A 19,559-nucleotide genomic window follows, 5' to 3' on the forward strand; every position below is an offset into this window, starting at 1 on the left:
GGTCATGCAGCGGTCTCCTTCCCGACGGCGGGTCGGGTCGGCCGCGTGGGCCGGAGCGTCCTCGGCGCGGCTTCGGGCAGGGCCGGCGTGAGCCGCAGCAGCACCTCGAGCAGCCGGTCCGAGGCGTCGCCGTCGCGCCCGTCGTGCAGGTTGGCGAGCAGCTTGAGCAGGAACGCCATGACCCGCCGTCGGGGCAGGCCGTAACGGGCCGTCGTGCGCACCAGCCAGGGGTGCCGCAGTGCGTGCGCGAAGCGGTTGCCCAGCCGGTAGTAGCTGGCGAGCTCCGCCCGCACGGCCTCCGGGTAGGCGGCCAGGGCCCGCTCGCGCGACGGGCCCTCGGGCCGGGCGAGCGCCTGGACCACGGCCTCGGCCGCGAGCGACGCCGACTGCATGGCGTACGCGATGCCCTCGCCGTTGAACGAGTTGACCATGCCGCCCGCGTCGCCGACGAGCAGCAGCCCGTCGGCGTAGACCGGGGTGCGGTTGAAGCCCATGGGCAGGGCCGCGCCGCCGATCTCGTTGACGGCGTTCTCCTCGCGCAGCCCCCACTCGCCGGGCAGCGAGTCGCACCACGCGCGCAGCGTGGCGCGGTAGTTCGCGCCGGCGGCGGCGTTCGTCCGGTCGAGGATGCCGAGCCCGACGTTGGCGGTCCCGTCGCCCATCCCGAACACCCAGCCGTAGCCGGGCAGCAGGCCGCCGCGACCGTCGGTCAGCTCGAGGTGGGTCTCGAGGTAGTCGTCGGTGCTCTTCGGGCTCGTGTAGTACCGGCGCACGGCCACCCCGAGCGGGCGGTCGTCCCGCTTGGCGATCCCGCGGGAGAGCGCCGTGCGGGCCCCGACCCCGTCGCACGCGACGACCAGCGGCGCCCGGTACGTGACGGGCTCGCGCTCCGGTCCGCGCCGGGCCTCGACGCCGACGACGCGGCCGGTGCGCTCGTCGGTGAGCACGCCGGACACCGACGTCCGCTCCTGCACGCGCGCCCCGGCGGCGCGCGCGTGGTCGGCGAGCAGCTGGTCGAAGTCGCGGCGCGGCCGGACCATGCCGTAGGGCGGGAAGCTCGTGAGGTCCGGCCAGTCCAGGTCGACCGACAGGCCGGCGCCGTAGACCCGCAGCCCTCTGTTGTGCAGCCACCCGGCCTCGGGCCGCGTGTCGATCCCGAGGTCGATCAGCTGCTTGACCGCCCGCGGCGTGAGCCCGTCGCCGCACACCTTCTCGCGCGGGAAGGCGGCCTTCTCCAGCACCAGCACGTCCAGCCCGGCCCGCGCGAGGTGCGTCGCGGCCGTCGCGCCGGCCGGGCCGGCGCCGACCACCAGCACGTCGGCCGCGCAGTCGTCACCCCCGACACGACGCCGGGTGCGCTCGTGGTGGTGAGCGGACACCGTGGGACACCCCTTGTGAAATCGTTCACTAGCTCCGGGCGGGCACGAGTCTAGGCATGTTGCGTGCGACACGCCCGCCGGGAGGGGGTTTGGTTTCCGTCCGGACGGGAACGAGCTCCGTCGCCCGCGGCGCGCGGGCCCGACGGCTGCGTCAGCGGACGGCGGTGTGCAGGGCGACGATGCCGCCCGTGAGGTCGCGCCAGCTGACCGCCTGCCAGCCGGCGGCGGTGATGCGCCGGGCCAGCGCGGGCTGGTCGGGCCACGCCCGGATCGACTCGGCGAGGTAGACGTAGGCGTCGGGGTTCGAGCTCACGGCGCGCGCCACGCGGGGCAGCGCCCGCATCAGGTAGTCGGTGTAGACCCGTCGGAACGGCGTCCAGGTCGGCGTGGAGAACTCGCAGATCGCGAGGGTCCCGCCCGGCCGGGTGACCCGCGCGAACTCGGCGAGGGCGGCGTCGGGCTCGACGACGTTGCGCAGCCCGAACGACATCACCACGGCGTCGACGGACGCGTCCGGCAGCGGGAGCCGCATCGCGTCGGCGGCCAGGTAGGGCACCGCGCCGCCCCCGCCGGTCGAGCTCCGCCTCGCCGCGTCCCCCCCGTGCTTGGCCCGGCCCGCCCGCAGCATGCCGAGCGAGAAGTCCGCGGCCAGGCAGGTGGCGCCGGTGCGGGCGAGCTCGACGGTGGACACGCCGGTCCCGGCCGCGATGTCGAGCACCACGTCGCCGGGACCGATGGTCAGGGCCTCGCGGGTGGCCCGCCGCCAGGCGCGGTCGCGCCCGAAGGAGAGCACGGTGTTCGTGACGTCGTAGCGCGCCGCGACCCCGTCGAACATGCGGGCGACGGCGGACGGGTCGCGGTCGAGACCGGCGCGGGTGGCACTCACGCACTCATCGTGCCGCACCGACCGGCTCGCGGTCGGGCGTCACGTCGTCGGGCGCCGGGGTCTCCCCGTCCGCGGCCGCGGCGGCCCGGCGGCGGCGGGCGAGCGCCCAGGCCGTCGGCCCGAGCACGACCCACAGCCCCACGACGCCGAGCGCGACCGGACCCAGCCCCGCCGTCCAGGACCGGCCCGCGACGCGGACCAGCTCGGGCTTCGACCGGTCGTACTCCACGACCACGTAGTTGCCCGGCTCCAGGCCGCGGGGGTAGAGCACGCCGGTGTCGGGCGTGAGGACCGCCCCGTCGGAGGCGGTGAAGCGCACGAAGGTGTGCCCGAGGTCGCCGCCCTCGAGGACCTCGGCGACCGCGGTGCCCTGGTCGGCGGAGATCGAGGCGTCGTTGCGGGCCGCGCCGACGAGCACCAGCACGGCGAGCACGGACAGGACGACGCCGATCGTCACGACGATCTCCGGCGCGCGGCGCCCGACGGGGGCGAGCACGGTGCGGGTGACGTCCCAGGCCGTCCGGGCACCGGCGACCGCGGTGCGGGCCCTCGCGCCCATCGCAGCGCGCACGTCGTTCACCCCGTCCACGGTAGAGAGGGAGGTGCGGCGGGTGCCCGCCGGAGCGGCCCCGGTGCGCCGTCCGGGGGACGGCACGGGGCGAGCGGCACTCCGGCGTGACGGGGACGTGAGCCCCCCGCACGGCGGCCACGACGACCGGCCGCCCGGCCGGGACGGGGTGTCGCGGGCGCCGGACTGGATCGCGCACGACGGGGTAAAGGGCTGTTCAACCCCGCCCCGCCGACCCGAGGGCCCCCCGTGACCCTTCCCTTCCTGCTCGGCGCCGCCGCCCTGCTCGCGGCCCTCGCGCCCCTGCTCGGACGTGTGCTCGGCCGCGAGGCCGGCTGGCCGCTCGCCGCGGGCCTGGCCGGCCTCGGCGTCTGGCTGCTCGTCGCCGTCCCGCCCGACGGCCGGTCGGTGCGCGTGGACTGGCTGCCCTCGCTCGGCGTCTCGTTCGCCCTGCGCCTCGACGGGCTCGGCCAGCTGTTCGCGATCCTCGTGCTGGTGATCGGCGGGGCCGTCCTCGCCTACTCGTGCCGGTACTTCGACCGCGGCCCGCACGCCGACTTCTACGGGCTGATGACCCTGTTCTCGGTCGGGATGCTCGGCCTCGTCCTCGCCGACGACGTCGTGGTGATGCTCGTGATGTGGGAGGTCACGACCATCTGCTCGTTCTTCCTCATCTCCCGGTCCGGGCCGAAGGGCCAGGCGTCGGCCGCGCGCACGCTGCTCGTGACCGTCGGCGGCGGGCTCGCGCTGCTGGCCGCCGTGGTCGTCATGATCGCCGCGACCGGGACCTCCCAGCTCTCGGCGATCCTCGCCAGCCCCCTGTGGGGCTCCGACCCGGCCTTCGCCACGACCGTCGGGCTGCTGATCGCGGTGGCCGCGTTCACCAAGTCGGCGCAGTTCCCCTTCCACGGCTGGCTGCCGGACTCGATGGTCGCGGCCACCCCCATCAGCGCGTACCTGCACGCCGCGGCGATGGTGAAGGCCGGCATCTACCTGCTCATGCGCTTCTCGCCCGCCCTCGGCGAGACCCTGGCGTGGAACGTCACGCTCGTCGTCGTCGGGCTGCTCACCGCGGTGATGGGCGCCCTGTTCGCCCTGCAGCGCTCCGACCTCAAGGAGCTCCTCGCCTACTCGACGGTGAGCCAACTGGGCCTGCTGGTCGCGACGATCGGGCTCGGCACCCGGGAGGCGCTGTCCGCGGCGGTGGTGCACACCGTGGCGCACGCCCTGTTCAAGGGCGCGCTGTTCATGCTGATCGGGGTGGTCGACCACCAGGCGGGCACGCGGGAGGTCGACCAGCTCTCCGGGCTGCGTCGCTCGATGCCGTTCACCACCGCCGGGGTGGTGCTCGCCTGCCTGTCGATGGCCGGTGTCCCGCCCCTGCTCGGCTTCATCTCCAAGGAGAAGATCCTCGCGGCGATGTGGGACGCGCCCGGGCCGGGGTGGGTCGGCCCGACGGCGGCCCTGGTCGCCGTGGCGGCGTCGGTGCTCACCCTCGCCTACACCGGGCGGATCCTGCTCGGGGCGTTCTTCGGGCCCACGCTCGACCCCGCCGTCCGGGAGGGCTCCCCCGCCTTCCTCGCCCCGGTGCTGGTGCTCGCGGCCGCGGGCCTCGTCCTCGGCCCCGGCGCCGACCTGATCGAGCCGACCGTGACCGCGGCCGCCGACGCCGCCGCGGCCCTCCCGGTCGGCGAGACCGCCCTCTACCTCTGGCCCGGGTTCGTGCCCGAGCTGTACCTCTCGGCCGCCTCGATCGTCCTGGGCCTGCTCGCGATCCGGTCCCGCCACCGCGTCGACGCGCTCCTCGACCGGCCGCTGTTCCCCGGCACGGCCGTCGGCGCCCTCCTCGCCCTGCGCGCGGGCGCCATCGCCCTCGGCGGCCGGGTCGGCGACCTCACCCGCGCCGACACGGTCCGCCGCCACCTCGCGCCGCCGGTCCTCGCCGTGGTCGCCCTCGGCGTGCTCGGCCTCGTCGCCCTCGTGCCGGGGGTGGACCTCGCCGCCGCCACGGCGGCCTCCCGCGCCTCGGACGTCGCCCTCGTCGTGCTGATCGGGGTGGGCGTCCTCGGCGTGGTCGTCGTCCGGTCCCGGCTCGCGGCGGTGGCCGTGCTCGGCGTCGTCGGCTTCACGATGTCGCTGTGGTTCCTCGCGCTGGGCGCGGCGGACGCGGCGCTCACCCAGCTGCTGGTCGAGGTCCTGACGGTCGCCGTGGCCGTGCTGGTCCTGCGCCGCCTCCCCCGCCGCTTCCACCCGCAGCGGCGGGCCCGCACGATCGCGGCGGCGTGCGCCGCGCTGGGGGCCGGGGCCGCCGCGTTCGTCGGGGTCCTCGCCCTGACCGGGCGCCCGGGGATCAGCCCGGTCGGGGCCTGGTACCTGGAGCGGGCCGAGCCGGAGACCGGCGGCACCAACGTGGTGAACACGATCCTGGTCGACTTCCGCGCCCTCGACACGTTCGGCGAGCTGGTGGTGCTGGGCACCGCGGGCCTGGCCGTCCTCGTGGTGCTGGAGGTCCGCCGGCTCGTGGCGTCCCGGCGGCCCCGGCTCGCCGTCCCGGCGCTGTCCCCGAGCCGCTTCGCGTGGGACAACGCCGTGTACGCCCGCGTCACCGCCCGGGCCCTCGTCCCGCTGATGCTGCTGCTCTCGCTGTTCTTCCTGGTCCGCGGGCACGACGAGCCCGGCGGGGGCTTCAACGCCGCGCTCACCGGGACGGCGGCGTTCGTGCTGCGTGCCCTCGCCGCGTCGTCCGACCGCGAGGGCCGCAGCCGGCTCCCCGCGGTCGCGATGGTCGCGGGCGGGCTGCTGGTGTGCGTGGTCAGCGGCCTCGCGGGGTTCGCCGACGGGGCGTTCCTCCGGCCGCTCTCGTCCGGAATCAGCGTGCTCGGGGTGTCGCTGACCTCGGCCCTGGCCTTCGACGTCGGCGTCTACCTCGTGGTGATGGGCGCGGTCGTCGCCGCCCTCGACCGGCTCGGACCGCTCGGCTCGAGCCCGCCGGACGAGGACGAGGACGAACCCGGCACCGGCTCGCGCCGGGACGAGGTCGGCGCCGCGGCCGGGGGTGACGGGCGATGACCCTCGCGCTCGCCGTCGCCTTCCTCGTGGCCGGGGCGGTCTTCCTCGTGCTCTCCCGCGGGCTCGTGCGCATCGTGCTCGGGTTCGTCCTGCTCGGGCACGCCGCGAACCTGGTGCTCCTGGCCGCCGGCGGCGCGTCCCGGCGCGGGGCCACGATCGGCTCGCCGCTCGACCCCGCGACCACCGCCGACGCGCTGCCGCAGGCGTTCGCGCTCACCGCGATCGTCATCGCCTTCGCCATCACGATCTACCTGCTCGTCCTGGCCGTCGTCGGCGGTCCGGACGACGACACCGAGCCCGAGCCCGATCCCGAGCCCGGTTCCCGCTCCTCGCCGGGGCCCGACGACCGCGAGCGGGAGGCCGCGCCGTGACCCTGCTGCTCCCGCTGTTCGTCGTCGTCCCCGTGGTGGTCGCCGCCGTCCTCGCGTTCGTCACCGGGCGGGCCGGGGACGGTCGGGTCCGGTCGGGCACCGTCGCGACCCCCGCCACCCTCGTCGCCGTGGCGGCCGCCGCCGTCGTCGTCCTCGTGCGGCAGGCGTCGGGGCCGCCGGAGGCGGTGGCGGTCGGTCTGTGGCCCGCGGGCATCGCGATCCCGCTCGTCGTCGACGCCTTCTCGGCACTCATGCTCGTCACGACCGCGCTGCTGTCACTGGCCTGCGTCGGCTTCGCCCTCGCCTCGGGCGAGGCGGACCGCCGCTGGTTCGCCCCGTTGGTGCTCCTGCTCACCGCGGGGGTGAACGGCGCCCTGCTCACCGGCGACCTGTTCAACCTCTTCGTGTTCGTCGAGGTCATGCTGCTGCCGTCCTACGGGCTGCTCACCCTGGCCCGGCGCGGCCGCGGGACGGCGGAGCGGATCACCGGGGCGCGGCTGTTCGTCGTGGTCAACCTCTTCACCTCGACCCTGCTGCTCACCGGGATCGCCTTCACCTACGGCAGCGCCGGCACGGTGGTGCTCGCGGAGCTCGCCGGGGCCGCGCAACGCTCCGGACCGGTGGCCGCCGCCGTCGGGCTGGTGCTGCTCGCCCTGCTGATCAAGGCGTCGGTGGTGCCGTTCCACGGCTGGCTCGCGCGGACCTACCCGCAGGCCTCGCCGGCGGTGACGGCCCTGTTCTCCGGCCTGCACACGAAGGTCGCCGTGTACGGCGTCTACCGCATCCACTCGGTGGTGTTCGCCGGCGAGACGCGGTGGCTGTGGATCGGGCTCGCCCTCTTCACGGCCACCATGGTCGTCGGGGTGCTCGGCGCCGTCGGCGAGAGCACCACCCGCTCGATCCTCACGTTCCACATGACGTCGCAGATCGGCTACGTCCTGCTCGGCGTCGCGCTCGCGAGCCCGCTCGGCCTCGCGGCCGGCATCTTCTACCTGATCCACAACATGGTGGCCAAGACGTCCCTGTTCCTGTCCACCGGCGCGGTCGAGGTCCGCTACGGGCCCGGACCGCTCGGCCGCATCACGGGGCTGATGCGCCGCGAACCGGCGACGGCGGTCGCCTTCTTCCTCGCCGCCCTCGCCCTCGCCGGGCTGCCGCCGCTGTCCGGCTTCGTCGCGAAGCTGACGCTCGTGCTCGCCGCGGTCGACGCGGGTCAGGCCCTCGTCGCGACCCTCGCGGTGCTCGTCAGCCTGCTGACCCTGCTCTCGATGCTGAAGATCTGGACCGGCCTGTTCGCCGGCGAGGAGAAGGTTCCCGACGACGAGCCGGCGCCGGTCCCGGCGTCCGGCTCCGGAACCGGCTCCGGGTCGGGAGCCGGGTCGGGAGCCGGGTCGGGGGCCGGGTCGGACGGCACGGTCGCGGTCCGCGACCGGACCGACCGGCGCATCGGCCCCGGGCTGATCGCACCCGCCCTCGTCCTCGCCCTCGCGACGGTGGTCCTCGGGGTGGGGGCGGAGCCGCTGTTCGCCCTGTGCCGCGACGCCGCCGCCGACCTGCTCGACCCCGCCGCCTACGTCGCCGCCGTGAGGGGGACGCCGTGATCGTCGTCCGCGTCCTGGGGTTCCTCGGCTGGTACGCCGTCGAGCTCCTGCGCTCCTACGTGCGGATGGTCGCCGACGTCGTCGGGCTCCGCGGGGTGACCCCGGCGCTCGTCCGGCTCGACACGCACTGCGCCCGGGAGGTCGAGATCGGCCTGCTCGGCGTCCTCATCAGCCTCTCGCCGGGGACCATCGTCGTCGACACCCGCGCCCACACCCCGGACGCCGCGACCGACTGCCCGTGGACGCTCTACGTGCACGGCATCCACGAGGCCGACCCCGACCGTCTCGTGCTGGGCCTGCAGCGCCTGGAGTACCGGATGCTGGCCGCCCTGGGACGCACCGACCTGCCGTCGCGAGCCCCGGAGGAGGCCGCATGATCGGGCTGGACGTCGCGCTCGCGCTGCTCGTCGTGGCCGTGGCCCTGGCGGCGTGGCGCATCCTGCGCGGCCCCCACGACGCGGACCGGGCCGTCGCCGCGGACCTCGTGCTCTTCTCGTTCGTCGGGCTCACCGCGGTGATCGGCACCCGCGCCGGGATCGCGGCCACGTTCGACCTGGTCCTCGCCGCGGGCCTCGTGGGGCTGCTCGCCGCGCTCTCGCTGGGGCGCCTGCTCACGCGGGGCAAGCGGTGAGCGCGGGCCTGCCGGGGATCCTCGGCCAGGTGCTCGTCGCGTTCGGGGCGGCGATCTTCGTGGTGGCGGCGCTCGGGCTCCTGCGGCTGCCCGACGTGTACGCGCGCGCCTCGGCGGTGACGCTCGCCGCGGAGGCCGGGACGGTCGCGATCCTCCTCGGCGCCCTCCTGCTGATGCCGTCGGTCGGGAACGGGCTCAAGGTGGTGCTCGCCGTCGCGCTGCAGGTCGTCGGGTGCGCGGTCGGCGGGATGATGGTGGTGCGCTCGGGCTACCTCACCGGGGCGCGGCTCGCGGCGGGCACCGCGCGGGACGACCTGGCGCGGGACGCCGGAGCCGGGCGCCTGCCACGACGCGGAGACGGCTGACCCGTGACCGCCGTCGTGCTCGCCCTCGGTGGGCTCGTGCTGCTGCTCGGCGGCGCGGAGCTGCTGGTCCGCTCGGGCACCACGCTCGCCGGGCGGCTCGGGCTCAGCCCGACGGTCATCGGGCTGACCGTGGTCTCGGTGGGGACGTCGCTGCCGGAGCTCGCGATCGGCATCGGCGCGGCCCGCTCGGGCAACGGGGACCTCGCAGCCGGGAACATCGTCGGGACCAACCTGGTCAACCTCATGCTGGTCCTGGGCATCGGGGCGCTGCTGCACCCCGTCGCCGTCGACCGCGGGACCCGGCGGGTCGACCTGCCCGCCATGGTCGCGGTCACGCTGCTGCTGGTCCTCCTGACCCTCGGCGGGGCGCTCGACCTGCTCGGCGGGCTCGTCCTGCTGGGCGCGGCCGCGGTCTACCTGGTGCTCGTCCTCCGCCGCGGCGGAGAGGGCGGGGAGGAGGACGCCGGGTCGGCACCGCCCGGCTCGACGCCGGTCCAGGCGCTGCTGCTGGTGGTGTCGCTCGCCCTCGTCGTGGTCGGCGCCGACCTGCTCGTCGACGGCGCGGTGGAGATCGCGCAGGGCCTCGGCGTCTCGGACGCGGTGATCGGGCTGACGGTCGTCGCGGTGGGGACCTCGGCCCCCGAGCTGGTGACCATGGTGGTCTCGACGCTGCGCGGGGCGACCGGGCTCGCCGTCGGGAACATCGTCGGGTCCAGCGTGCTGAACATCGCCCTGATCCTGGGGGTGACCGTGCTCGCCGCCCCGGGGACGACCATCGGGTTCCCCGCCGAGGTGGTGGGCGGCGACCTCGTCCTGCTCGCCGTGGCCACCGTGGCGACCGCCCTCGCGGCCCGCAGCGGCTCGCGGGTGAGCCGGCTCGAGGGGGCCGCCCTCGTCGTGGGCTACCTCGCGTACCTCACGTGGCTGCTGGTCACGCGCTTCTGAGCCGGGTCACCGGTCGGCGCGGTCGGGGTCCATCTCGTCGCGGTGGAGCAGGTCCCGGCGCACGCCCCCGGTGCGGTAGGCGAGGCGCCCGACGAGGTGCGCGGTGACCGGAGCGGTGATCACGGCGAAGGCGCCGACGAGCACGAGCATCCACACGTCGGCGGCCTCGCGCAGGTGCAGCGCGGTGCCGATCGCCACCAGCAGCAGACCCGTGGTCTGCGGCTTGGTGGCCGCGTGCATGCGGGACAGCACGTCCGGCAGCCGCACCAGGCCGATCGCGGCCGCCAGCACCAGCAGCGTCCCGAGCACGATCAGGACGCCGCCGACGAGGTCGAGGACGTCCAGCACCATCCCGCCGTCGGTCATCGCCGGCCCTCCGTGTCGGTCCGTCCGGCGCTCCCGGTGCTCCCGGTGCTTTCGCTGCTCCCGGTGCTCCCGGTGCTCCCGGGGCGCTCGCCGCGGCCCCGGCCGAGGAAGCGGGCCACCGTCGACGACCCGAGGAACCCGACGAGGCTGACCGCGACCACGGCGGGCAGCACGGTGGAGTCGCCCGTCATCGCGGCGTAGATCATCAGGCCACTCATGATGATCGCGACGATGGCGTCGAGGGACACCATGCGGTCGAGCGCGGACGGCCCGAGCACGAACCGGACCAGCGCCACCAGCAGGGCCGCGCCCACGAGGACCAGGCCGACCGTCAACAGCGTCATGCCACGCCCTCCTCGTCCCGCTCGACCCGGACGGCCGCGATGCCCGTCGTCAGCAGGCTCTTCTCCAGCGAGCGGACCTGCGCGCGGAACTCCTCGACCTCCGCGTCGGAGTCCGCCCCGAGCACGTGCACCCAGAGCACCCCCCGCTCGGCGTCCGCGTCGACCACGACGCTGCCCGGCACCAGCGAGAGGGCCTCGACCAGCGCGGCCATGAGGAGCTCCGAGCGCTCCTCGAAGGTCACCTCGACGACCGAACTGCGGATCGGCGGACCCGGCCGGATCGACTGCCAGGCCACCTGCAGGCTCGACACCACGAGCTCGCCCGCGATGCGCAGCCCGACCCGCGCCAGGCCGAGCGGGCGCAGCCGCCCGCCCGACGCGATCCCGGGCAGGGGGAACAGCAGGACCACGAACAGGGCGACCGCGATCCCGCCGATCAGGTTCGCCCAGGAGAACGTGCCCCACAGCAGGATCCACACGAGCGTCAGCCACGCCAGCCGCAGCAGACGCGGGCCCGGGCGCACGCGGCCCCTCACCGGGCCACCCGGTCGTCGGTGGCCTGCGCGAAGACCGCGGAGATGTAGGGCGTGCGGGCGGTGAGGTCGGCCGCGGCACGGTCGGTCAGCGTGTACAGCGGGCCCGCGACCACGGTGAGCGCGATCCCGACCGCGACCAGCCCGGCCGTCGCGGCCGTCATCGCCCGCGGGAGGCGCACGGGGGACCCGTGGTCCTCGCGGTCGGAGACTCCGGCGCCCATGAACGCCCCGGAGTAGGACGTGGAGAGCCGGCCCGACCCCGCGTACGCCTCTCCCGCGCGGCCGGCCCCGATGAGCACGGGGAAGCGCTGGTCCATGCCGTCGCGCAGGGACTCGGGGTCGACCGGCTCGTCGTCGACCTCGTCGATCTCGTCGTCCTCGTCGTCCAGGTGGTCGTCCGGGTCGTCACCGTCGTCCGCGGGCTCGAGGGCGTCGTCGTCGTTGCCGTCGGCGTCGTCGGGGTGCTCGGCGGGGAGCTGCTCGACCGGCCGCCAGAACGCCAGGACCCAGACCTTGGCCATCGCGTAGAGGGTCAGCAGGCTCGTCAGCACCGACCCCACCACGAGCAGCCAGGCGAGGACCGAGCCGTCCTGCACGCCCGCCTCGATCAGGCCGAGCTTGCCGACGAACCCGGACAGCGGCGGGATGCCGCCGAGGTTGATCGCCGGGACGAAGTAGAGGACGGCGAGCAGCGGGCTGGCGGCCGCGAGCCCGGCCAGGCGCGTGGTGGACGTCGAGCCACCGAGCCGTTCGATCAGGCCCGCCACGCAGAACAGCGTCGCCTGCACGGTGATGTGGTGGACGACGTAGAAGATCGCGGCGCCCACGCCGGCGGGCGTCGTCAGCGCCACGCCGAAGATCATGTAGCCGATGTGGCTGACCAGCGTGAACGACAGGACGCGCTTGATGTCGTCCTGCGCGATCGCCCCCAGCGCGCCGATCACCATGGTCGCGAGGGCGGCGACGAGCAGGATGTCGTCGGCCACCGAGTCGCCGGGGAAGAGCAGGGTCTCGGTGCGGATGATCGAGTAGACACCGACCTTGGTGAGCAGGCCGGCGAACACGGCCGTCACCGGCGCGGCCGCCGTCGGGTAGGAGTCGGGCAGCCAGGCCGAGAGCGGGAAGACCGCCGCCTTGATGCCGAAGGCCGTGAGCAGCACGAGGTGGATGGTCAGCTGGGTGCCCGCGGGCACCGCCTCCATCCGGACCGAGATCTGGGCGAGGTTGAGCGTGCCCACCGCCGCGTACACGAGCGCGATCCCGGCCAGGAAGACCAGCGAGGACACCACGTTCACCACGACGTAGGTCAGTCCCGCGCGGATGCGCGAGCGCGTCCCGCCGAGGGTCAGCAGCACGTAGCTGGCCATCAGGAGGACCTCGAACCCGACGTAGAGGTTGAACAGGTCCCCCGAGAGGAACGCGTTCGCCACGCCCGCGGCGAGGACCAGGTAGGTCGGGTGGAAGATCGAGACCGGGGTGCGGCTGTCGTCGGTCGCGGTGCCCTGGCCGATGGCGTAGAGGAACACCAGCAGCGTCACCGTCATGGACGTGAGCAGCATGATCGTCGAGAGCTGGTCGGCGACCAGGGTGATGCCCAGCGGCGCGGGCCAGGACCCGACGGTGACCACCCGCGGGCGGTCGGCCGCCCCGGCGACCAGCACGGCGGAGATCGCCACCACCGCGACGAGCACCGACACCGACACCGCCCGCTGCAGGTTCGGGCGACCGGCGAGGACCAGCGCGAGCCCGGCCCCGAGCAACGGCAGCAGCACCGGGAGCGGCATGAGGCTCTCGATGACGGTCGGTGCCGGGTTCACGTCGAGCCGCCCGTCGTCGCGACCGCCGCACGCTCGGCGCGCTCGTCGTCGGTGTCCGAGGTCGACTCGCAGCCCGTGGTGTCGAACTCGTCCTCGTCGATCTGCTCGTCGCGCTCGAGCCGCCGGCGCACCGAGCGGTCCTCGGCGTCCACCCCGAGGTCGTCCTCGCGGTCGAGGGTCCAGGTGCGGTGGATGATCGACAGCAGGAAGGCGGCGACGCCGAGGGTGATGACGATGGCGGTGAGGACGAGGGCCTGCACCAGCGCGTCGCTCATCCCGGCCTCCGGGCTGCGGCCGACGAACGGCGCCGTGCCGAAGGGGCCGCCCGAGGAGATGACCAGCAGGTTCGTGGCGTTGCCGAGGACCAGGACGCCGAGCAGCACGCGGGTGAGGCTCCGGTCGAGCAGCAGGTAGACCCCGGCGCTGTAGAGCAGGGCGATGAGCACCAGCATGACGAGGGACATGCTCACGAGTGGACCTCCGTCCGCTCCGGGCCGACGGCGGCCGCGCCGGGGTCGGCGCGCCGGTCGAGCTCCGCGCCGAGGCTGCGCAGGATGTCGAGGACGAGACCGACCACGATCAGGTAGACGCCGACGTCGAACACCAGCGACGTCACGAACTTGACGGTGCCGAGCACCGGCAGGGTGGCCTCGAGGACCGCGGTCTGCAGCACCTCGCCGCCGAGGACGAGCCCGCCCACGCCGCTCAGGCCGGCGAGCAGCAGCCCGGCGCCGAGCAGGGTGCCCGCCTCGACCGGGGCCGCCTCGCCCAGCTCGTACCGGCCCCCGGCGACGTAGCGGACCACCAGGGCGAGCCCGGCGAGCAGGCCACCCGCGAAGCCGCCGCCCGGCGCGTTGTGCCCGGCGAACAGGAAGTAGATCGAGAGCACCATGATCGTCGGGAAGACGAGCCGCGTGACGACCTCGAGCAGCAGGTTCCGCTCGGCGGGCTCGGGTCCCGGGCGGGTGCGGCGGGCGAGGCGCTCGAGGGTCGGCCCGCGCAGCCAGCCGAAGCCACCGCCGGGGGCGGGATCGACCGGGGCCCGTCGGCGCCGGCGCCGCGACCCGCCGGGCGGCAGGCCGGTGCGCCGGTTGAGGAAGACCAGGCTGGCGACGCCGGTCGCCGCGGCCAGCAGCACGGAGAGCTCGCCGATGGTGTCCCAGGCGCGGATGTCGACCAGCGTCACGTTGACGACGTTCTGCCCCTCGCCGAAGGCGTAGGCCTGCGAGGGGAAGGCCAGAGAGACCGCGGGCTGGGTCCGCGCCCCGAGCGCGGTGGCGCCGAGCAGGGCCACCAGCACGCCCACGGGGAGGGCCACCGCGAGCCGCGCGAGGCGGCGTCGTCCGGTGTGGTGCTCGGTGATGTCCGCGGGCAGCCGGCGCAGCACCAGGACGATGACGACGAGGGTCATCGTCTCCACCAGCGCCTGCGTGAGGGCGACGTCCGGTGCCCCGGCGAGGGCGAAGATGACGGCCACGGCGTAGCCGAGGCCGCCGACCAGCAGGACGGCCGCGATGCGGCGGCGGGCGCGGGCCGCGGCCGCGGTGGAGACCACGGCGAGGACCGCCATGACCACCTGCCCGGACGAGTCGGCGAACCGGTCGATCCGGATGTCGCCGACGGCGCCGGAGAGGACCAGGACGAGCCCGGGGCCGACGAGCAGGACTCCGAGGATCGTGCAGAGCACGACCGGGAGCGACCCGCGCTGGGTGCGGACGGTGACGCGCAGCGCGGCCTTCTCGAGCGCGTGCACCAGCGCGCGCCAGGTGACCTCGGAGCGGATCGCGTCGAGCGGCCGGAACGCCGCGAGCCGGTCCGCGACGCGGGGCGCGGCGAGCAGCAGACCCAGCACGATCGCCAGCACGGACAGCCCGAGGGCGAGGGTGAGGCCGGGCCAGAGCTTGAGCGCCAGGGGCGTCGGGTAGCTCGGCGCGAGGACGTCGGCGTACGCGGTGAGCAGCGGGGTGACCGCGCCGAGGGCGAACGCGGCGACGAGCGAGAGACCGCCCAGCACCACCGGGGCGGCGAGGAAGAGCGCGCCCGGGCGGATCCACTCGGTGCGGTCGGTCGTGGTGAACACGCCGGTGAAGGCGCCGAGCACGAACCGGGCGCTGTAGGCGACCGTGAGCACCGAGCCGAGCACCACGACGCCGAGCAGCACCCCGGCCCACGGTCCGTAGGCCCGGTGCAGGAACGCCTCGAAGGCGCCCTCCTTCGTCACGAACCCGAACAGCGGCGGGATGCCCGCCATCGAGGCGGCGGCCAGGGTGCCGACCACCGCGAGGACCGGCGCGCGGCGGCCGAGGCCGGCGAGCTCGCGCAGGTCGCGCGTGCCGGCGCAGCGGTCGATCACGCCGACGGTGAGGAAGAGCGCGGACTTGAACAGCGCGTGCGCCACGACGAGCGCGGCGGCGGCGAGCGCGGCGTCCCGCGTGCCCGCCCCGGCGAGCAGGATCATGAACCCCAGCTGGGAGACCGTGCCGTGCGCCAGCAGCAGCTTGAGGTCGGTCTGACGGGCGGCCACGATCCCGCCGAGCAGCATCGTCAGGCCGGCGGCGATCGCGATGACCGGCCGCCACCCGGCGTCGTCGGCGAAGCCCGGCGCGAGGCGCAGCACGAGGTAGACGCCGGCCTTGACCATGGCCGCGGCGTGCAGGAAGGCGCTGACCGGGGTCGGCGCCGCCATCGCCGAGGGCAGCCAGAAGTGGAACGGGATCAGCGCGGACTTCGACAGCGCGCCGACGAGGACGCAGACCACGCCGGCCGTCACCGCCGTGCCGCTCAGCGAGGGGCCGGCCGCGACGATGGCCGAGAGCCGGTAGGTGCCCGCGGCCTCGGCGAGGACGACCAGCCCGACGAGCATCGTGAGCCCGCCAGCCGCGGTGACGGTGAGCGCCTGCATCGCCGCCGCGCGGCTCGCCCGCTTGTGGGCGTCCTGCCCCACGAGCAGGAACGAGAAGATCGTCGTCAGTTCCCAGCAGACGTAGAGCACGACGACGTCGTCGGCCCAGACCAGCGCGAGCATCGCGCCGGCGAAGGCGAGCAGCACCCCGGCGAAGCGCGGCAGCCCGCCCGACGACGGCGTGAAGTAGCGCGAGCAGTAGAGGACCACCAGGGCGCCGACGCCGGTGACGAGCAGCGAGAGCAGCGCCGAGAGCGGGTCGAGGCGCACGGCCACGTCGACGCCGAGCGCCGGGATCCAGGTGAAGCCCTCGGCGGTGGCGCGGCCGGCGAGCACGGCCGGCAGCTGCGTGAGGATCCAGGCGAAGGCCGCGGCCGGCACGAGGGCGAGCCCGACGAACGCGGTGCGCCCCAGGCTGCGCACGAGCAGGGGCGCGACCAGCGCGGCCGCGGCGTGCACCGCCAGCAGGACCAGCACCTATCGACCCCCAGCTCGTTCGCGACCGTCACCCGCCGTCGCAACGAGCCTACCGACCGGGTCCGACACCACCCGGTGATCGACCGTCGGCGGCGGTGTCCGGATCGTCCAGTTCGAGGGACGCGGTGCGCGCCGCGGCCCGCCACCGGTCGGCGTCCGCGCGGCGGGCGGTCCGGTCGACCGCGACCTCCACGACGCGCACGCCGGGCCGCCCGGTCGGTGCGAGTGCGGCGGTGAGGGCGTCGCCGGGGTCGGTCGCGGCCACGCCGGTGTGCGACACGCCGTGCGCGCGGCACAACGCCTGCAGATCGGTGCCGTGCGGCGTCGCGAACACCCGCTCGAACGCCGCCGCGTGCGCGGGCGCGCCCTGCTCGAGGGTGGCGAACACGCTGCCGCCGTCGTCGTTGGCCACCACGATCGTCAGCTCCGGCCGCGGTTCGTCGGGCCCGACGAGCAGGCCGCCCGCGTCGTGCAGGAACGTCAGGTCGCCGAGCAGCGCGTAGGTGGGGCCGCCGTGGGCGAGCGCGGCTCCCGTGGCGAAGGACACCGCGCCGTCGATGCCGGACACCCCGCGGGCGGACAGCAGCGTGAGGTCGGCACGTGGTTCCGCGGCGAGGGCCACGTCACGGACGGGGCTGGAGGAGCCGACCACGAGCAGGGCGCCCGACGGCAGCGCGCGGACCGTGGCGGCCGCCAGGCCGGGCCCGGACCCGGCGTCGGGGACGACCACCCGGGCGACCCGGGCGTCGGCGGCGCGGACCGCCTCGCCCCAGCCGGCGTCGACGCCCCACGCCGCGGGCGGGGGCAGCGCGCCGACACGGCTGGCCGAGGACGCGACGTCGGTCCAGCCGGGGCGGGCCCCGGCGGACCCGGCCGACGGGACGACGACGACCTCGACCCGCGGGTCGGCGAGCAGGCGGGAGATCGGGCGGTGCAGGGTCGGGCGCCCGAGAACGACCGCGCGGGCGGGCAGCAGGTGCGGCGCGGACCCGTCGAGCGCGGACTCCAGCAGCCGCGTGCCCGCGCGCAGCGAGCGGCCCCACAGCGGGGACGTCGGCTCCGCGATCACCGGGACCCCGTCGGGCAGCCCGTCGGGGGCCTCGGCGCCGTGCCCCGCCACCACGAGCGTCGGTACCGCGGCGGACAGGTCGAGCGGGGCGACCTGCGGCACCCGGGCCGCGACCTCGGTCCACGCCCGTCCGCCCGGCCGGCCCGCCGCCCAGTCCGGGAGCGTGTCGTCGGGGGCGTCGTCGACCAGGGGCTCGCGCAGCGGGAGGTCGAGCTGCACCGGGCCGGGGTCGGCGGTGGTCGTGCCGCGGGCCCGGTCGAGGGCGCGGCACACGGCGGCCCGCCACCCGGCGGCCGCGCGGGGTCGCTCCTCGGCGAGGGGCAGCGTGATCGCCGCCCGGACCGCCCCGCCGAACAGCCCGGCCTGGTCGATGGTCTGGTTCGCGCCGGTCCCGACGAGCTCGAGCGGCCGGTCGGCGCTCGCCACCACGAGCGGGATCCCGGCGTGCGAGGCCTCGAGCACCGCCGGGTGCAGGTTCGCGACCGCCGTGCCCGAGGTCACCACGACGGGGACCGGCGTGCCGGAGCGCGCGGCCAGCCCCACCGCGAGGAACCCCGCCGAGCGCTCGTCGATCCGGACGTGCAGCCGGACCCGGCCGGCCGCGTCCGCGGCGTGCAGCGCGAGCAGGAGCGGCGCGTTCCGCGACCCCGGGCAGGCCACGACCTCCCGCACCCCGCCCCGGACCCACTCGTCGACGACGACACGGGCCTGCACCGTCGACGGGGTCACGGCGGGCGAGCGTATCCAGCGACCGCGATCCCGGCCGCGCGAGCGGCCCGCGCCACCCACACACGTCCCGCGCGTCCCGATCGGTGCCCGACGCCGGGGATCGTCCGGTTCGGTGCGTGGTCCGTGACCCGGCCGGGCGACCCTCGTCGGGGTGGAGCCGGGCGCGTCCTGACCGGGCCCGACCACCCGCCCGCGGTGCACTGCCCGTCATGCGCACCTCCCGACCCGCGGCCGGCGGTCGAGCTCCGCTGCGCTCCGTCCCCCGGCGGCTCCTGCTGCCCGCGCTGCTGACGAGCGCGGTGCTGCTGCTCGGCGGCGCCGTCGCCGCGATCGGCGCGGCGCCCCCGGTCCCCGGCGTCGTCTCGCCCGGCACCGACGCGCAGACGTGGCGCCCTGACCTCGCGGGCGACGCGGTGGGCGTCCAGGTCGCGGGCGGGTCGGCCCGGCTCGCGTCGCCACGCGCCGAGCAGCGCCCGGGCAGCCTGCGCGGGGCCTCCCGGGAGGGCTTCCTCGACCTCGGCTCGCACACCTTCGCGCGCGCCGTCGACCGCGTCACCGTGCCCGTCCGGGCGGACACCCCCGCGGGGACCGCGGTGCACGTCGACGTGCGCGGCCGCGACGACGCGGGCCGCTGGTCGGAGTGGACGCCCGCGGCCCCGGGGAGCCCGGCCCTCCTCGACGCCCCGACCCGCACGGTGGCGCTGCGCCTCACCCTCGTCGCGCCGCCGGGCGGGGCGACCCCGACGGTCCGGGCGGTCACGGTGCAGGCGGACCGGGTGACGGCGGGCTCCCGGGCGCTGACCCCGCGGGCGTCCTACCGCGTGTTCGCCACGCGCGAGGGGCTCGTCGGCGGCACCACCGCGAACGGCCACGTCATCACCGAGGACGACCAGTTCGTGGCGCTGCCCTCGCGGCGGGCGCTGGACGCCGACGGCAAGGGCGACTACAGCGTCCGCGTCTGCACCGAGGCGGGCCGGTGCGCGACGGTCCCCGTCTGGGACGTCGGGCCCTGGAACACCGACGACGACTACTGGAACGCCGCCCCGCCGCGGCAGAACTGGGGCGACCTCGCCCAGGGCCTCCCGCAGGCCCAGGCCGCCTACAGCGACCACTACCACGGGGGCGAGGACGGTTTCGGCCGCTCGGTGAAGAACCCGGCCGGGATCGACCTCGGCGACGGCGTGTTCCACGCCCTCGGGCTGCAGGACAACGGGTGGGTGACCGTCGAGTACCTCTGGACCGGACGGTCCGGCGAGGCGCCCGCCGACGTCCACCTCGCGACGGCGGACCGGTCGGCCACGGTGCGCTCGGCGCCCGCCTCCGGGGCGGTCGACATGGGGGTGGTCGGGCGCGCCGCGCAGGTCGACGTCACCTGCCGCGCCACCGGCGACACGGTGACCGGCGCGCGCGGCGCGAGCGCGGAGTGGCTGCGCATCGGCGCCGACCGCTACGTGCCCGCGGCCTTCCTGACGACGGGTGCGGCCGCGCCGGTCTGCTGAGATCG

Annotated in this window: 18 protein-coding genes; 8 read left to right on the forward strand and 10 right to left on the reverse strand. The window is 75.8% G+C overall.

Features of this window, described 5'->3' with window-relative positions; genetic code table 11:
* Window positions 1-2: 2 nt before the first annotated feature.
* The 3 genes from LN037_RS27390 to LN037_RS27400 form a co-directional block, all read right to left on the reverse strand.
* Window positions 3-1,379, reverse strand: a complete 1,377-nt coding sequence (locus LN037_RS27390) for a geranylgeranyl reductase family protein (protein WP_230759450.1) — start codon at window positions 1,377-1,379, stop codon at window positions 3-5.
* A gap of 151 nt (window positions 1,380-1,530) precedes the next feature.
* Entirely contained in the window at window positions 1,531-2,265 is a 735-nt protein-coding gene (locus LN037_RS27395) for a demethylmenaquinone methyltransferase (RefSeq protein WP_308286201.1), read from the reverse strand.
* A gap of 4 nt (window positions 2,266-2,269) precedes the next feature.
* The gene (locus tag LN037_RS27400) at window positions 2,270-2,845 is read right to left on the reverse strand and encodes a DUF3592 domain-containing protein (RefSeq protein WP_230759452.1); all 576 of its coding nucleotides are present in this window, start codon (window positions 2,843-2,845) and stop codon (window positions 2,270-2,272) included.
* Window positions 2,846-3,082: 237 nt separating this feature from the next.
* Here LN037_RS27400 and LN037_RS27405 point away from each other — a divergent pair, with 237 nt between their 5' ends.
* The 7 genes from LN037_RS27405 to LN037_RS27435 are packed head-to-tail and all read left to right on the forward strand — an operon-like array spanning window position 3,083 to window position 9,815.
* On the forward strand, window positions 3,083-5,902 hold the full coding sequence (locus LN037_RS27405; protein ID WP_230759454.1) for a DUF4040 family protein: 2,820 nt from the start codon (window positions 3,083-3,085) through the stop codon (window positions 5,900-5,902).
* Window positions 5,899-6,273 (forward strand): cation:proton antiporter subunit C, encoded by a 375-nt coding sequence (locus LN037_RS27410; RefSeq protein WP_230759455.1) that lies wholly within the window; start codon window positions 5,899-5,901, stop codon window positions 6,271-6,273. Before LN037_RS27405 ends, LN037_RS27410 begins: the two co-directional genes overlap by 4 nt.
* Entirely contained in the window at window positions 6,270-7,874 is a 1,605-nt protein-coding gene (locus LN037_RS27415) for a proton-conducting transporter transmembrane domain-containing protein (protein ID WP_230759457.1), read from the forward strand. The genes LN037_RS27410 and LN037_RS27415 overlap by 4 nt, the downstream gene beginning before the upstream one ends.
* The gene (locus LN037_RS27420; RefSeq protein WP_230759459.1) at window positions 7,871-8,251 is read left to right on the forward strand and encodes a Na+/H+ antiporter subunit E; all 381 of its coding nucleotides are present in this window, start codon (window positions 7,871-7,873) and stop codon (window positions 8,249-8,251) included. The genes LN037_RS27415 and LN037_RS27420 overlap by 4 nt, the downstream gene beginning before the upstream one ends.
* A complete protein-coding gene (locus LN037_RS27425) occupies window positions 8,248-8,505 on the forward strand; it encodes an MrpF/PhaF family protein (protein ID WP_230759461.1) in 258 nt (85 codons plus the stop codon). Before LN037_RS27420 ends, LN037_RS27425 begins: the two co-directional genes overlap by 4 nt.
* A complete protein-coding gene (locus LN037_RS27430) occupies window positions 8,502-8,870 on the forward strand; it encodes a cation:proton antiporter (protein ID WP_230759463.1) in 369 nt (122 codons plus the stop codon). The genes LN037_RS27425 and LN037_RS27430 overlap by 4 nt, the downstream gene beginning before the upstream one ends.
* Window positions 8,871-8,873: 3 nt before the next feature.
* Window positions 8,874-9,815: a calcium/sodium antiporter gene (locus LN037_RS27435; protein WP_230759465.1), complete on the forward strand. Its 942-nt coding sequence runs from the start codon at window positions 8,874-8,876 to the stop codon at window positions 9,813-9,815.
* A 6-nt stretch (window positions 9,816-9,821) separates the two neighbouring features.
* Here the strand turns inward: LN037_RS27435 and mnhG are convergent, their stop codons facing one another.
* Genes mnhG through menD form a run of 7 tightly spaced genes read right to left on the reverse strand, consistent with a single transcriptional unit; the run spans window position 9,822 to window position 18,055 of the window.
* Complete coding sequence (gene mnhG, locus LN037_RS27440) at window positions 9,822-10,181, reverse strand: monovalent cation/H(+) antiporter subunit G (protein WP_230759467.1); 360 nt, start codon at window positions 10,179-10,181, stop codon at window positions 9,822-9,824.
* Window positions 10,178-10,525, reverse strand: coding sequence for a monovalent cation/H+ antiporter complex subunit F (locus LN037_RS27445; RefSeq protein WP_230759469.1), 348 nt, complete (start codon window positions 10,523-10,525; stop codon window positions 10,178-10,180). The genes mnhG and LN037_RS27445 overlap by 4 nt, the downstream gene beginning before the upstream one ends.
* Window positions 10,522-11,061, reverse strand: coding sequence for a Na+/H+ antiporter subunit E (locus tag LN037_RS27450; RefSeq protein WP_230759471.1), 540 nt, complete (start codon window positions 11,059-11,061; stop codon window positions 10,522-10,524). The genes LN037_RS27445 and LN037_RS27450 overlap by 4 nt, the downstream gene beginning before the upstream one ends.
* Complete coding sequence (locus tag LN037_RS27455; RefSeq protein ID WP_308286202.1) at window positions 11,058-12,878, reverse strand: Na+/H+ antiporter subunit D; 1,821 nt, start codon at window positions 12,876-12,878, stop codon at window positions 11,058-11,060. The genes LN037_RS27450 and LN037_RS27455 overlap by 4 nt, the downstream gene beginning before the upstream one ends.
* Window positions 12,875-13,342, reverse strand: a complete 468-nt coding sequence (locus tag LN037_RS27460; protein ID WP_230759507.1) for a Na(+)/H(+) antiporter subunit C — start codon at window positions 13,340-13,342, stop codon at window positions 12,875-12,877. The genes LN037_RS27455 and LN037_RS27460 overlap by 4 nt, the downstream gene beginning before the upstream one ends.
* Before the next feature lie 2 nt (window positions 13,343-13,344).
* Window positions 13,345-16,257, reverse strand: coding sequence for a Na+/H+ antiporter subunit A (locus tag LN037_RS27465; protein WP_230759475.1), 2,913 nt, complete (start codon window positions 16,255-16,257; stop codon window positions 13,345-13,347).
* A 49-nt stretch (window positions 16,258-16,306) separates the two neighbouring features.
* Entirely contained in the window at window positions 16,307-18,055 is a 1,749-nt protein-coding gene (gene menD, locus LN037_RS27470; protein WP_230759477.1) for a 2-succinyl-5-enolpyruvyl-6-hydroxy-3-cyclohexene-1-carboxylic-acid synthase, read from the reverse strand.
* Window positions 18,056-18,264: 209 nt separating this feature from the next.
* Here menD and LN037_RS27475 point away from each other — a divergent pair, with 209 nt between their 5' ends.
* A complete protein-coding gene (locus LN037_RS27475) occupies window positions 18,265-19,554 on the forward strand; it encodes a DUF8814 domain-containing protein (protein ID WP_230759479.1) in 1,290 nt (429 codons plus the stop codon).
* The last annotated feature ends 5 nt before the right edge of the window (window positions 19,555-19,559 follow it).

Origin of the sequence: Actinomycetospora soli (assembly GCF_021026295.1) — a bacterium.
GTDB lineage: Bacteria > Actinomycetota > Actinomycetes > Mycobacteriales > Pseudonocardiaceae > Actinomycetospora > Actinomycetospora soli.

Coding starts and splice junctions, on each gene's coding strand:
- LN037_RS27410 (WP_230759455.1), top strand. CDS start 5,899: ATGACCCTCGCGCTCGCCGTCGCCTTCCTCGTGGCCGGGGCGGTCTTC.
- LN037_RS27425 (WP_230759461.1), top strand. CDS start 8,248: ATGATCGGGCTGGACGTCGCGCTCGCGCTGCTCGTCGTGGCCGTGGCC.
- mnhG (WP_230759467.1), bottom strand. CDS start 10,181: ATGACCGACGGCGGGATGGTGCTGGACGTCCTCGACCTCGTCGGCGGC.
- LN037_RS27445 (WP_230759469.1), bottom strand. CDS start 10,525: ATGACGCTGTTGACGGTCGGCCTGGTCCTCGTGGGCGCGGCCCTGCTG.
- LN037_RS27460 (WP_230759507.1), bottom strand. CDS start 13,342: ATGTCCCTCGTCATGCTGGTGCTCATCGCCCTGCTCTACAGCGCCGGG.
- LN037_RS27475 (WP_230759479.1), top strand. CDS start 18,265: ATGCGCACCTCCCGACCCGCGGCCGGCGGTCGAGCTCCGCTGCGCTCC.